This window comes from Priestia sp. SIMBA_032 (assembly GCF_046535215.1).
Lineage (GTDB): Bacteria > Bacillota > Bacilli > Bacillales > Bacillaceae_H > Priestia > Priestia aryabhattai.
This window is the reverse complement of sequence record NZ_JAWRXD010000332.1, coordinates 1-321: the sequence shown is the minus strand read 5'-3', so window position 1 is coordinate 321 and position 321 is coordinate 1. Positions and strand designations below refer to the sequence as shown.

The following is a 321-nucleotide window of genomic DNA, read 5'->3' as shown; positions in this document are numbered from 1 at the left end:
GACAAACAACTCGGCTTTTCCCTGATGAATCTGGAAAGTTTTTTATTCATTTGAAAAACGGTGCACATATCCCTCTCGTTAATGGTGTTTGTTATTTTCATTTAGATGCGTCTCTTATACAGCATAAAGATCAAGGAATTGAACGAATATCAAAAACGTTATTCTCTTTTCCATTTTCACAACCTGCACATTCGGCGCAAAAATGGGATTTAACATTAACCGCAACGAAACGTGGTGTGTTTCAAATTGAACAGTTCGAATGTGTTTTAAAAGATCCTTTTCATTTATTAAATGTACACTTACCTGTTTTCGATAAGTTAA

1 pseudogene is annotated in these 321 nt (G+C 34.0%); it reads left to right on the top strand.

Annotation, left to right across the window (positions count from 1 at the left end):
- Positions 1 to 321, top strand: a pseudogene (locus SB717_RS34635) (DUF58 domain-containing protein); the annotation flags it as partial.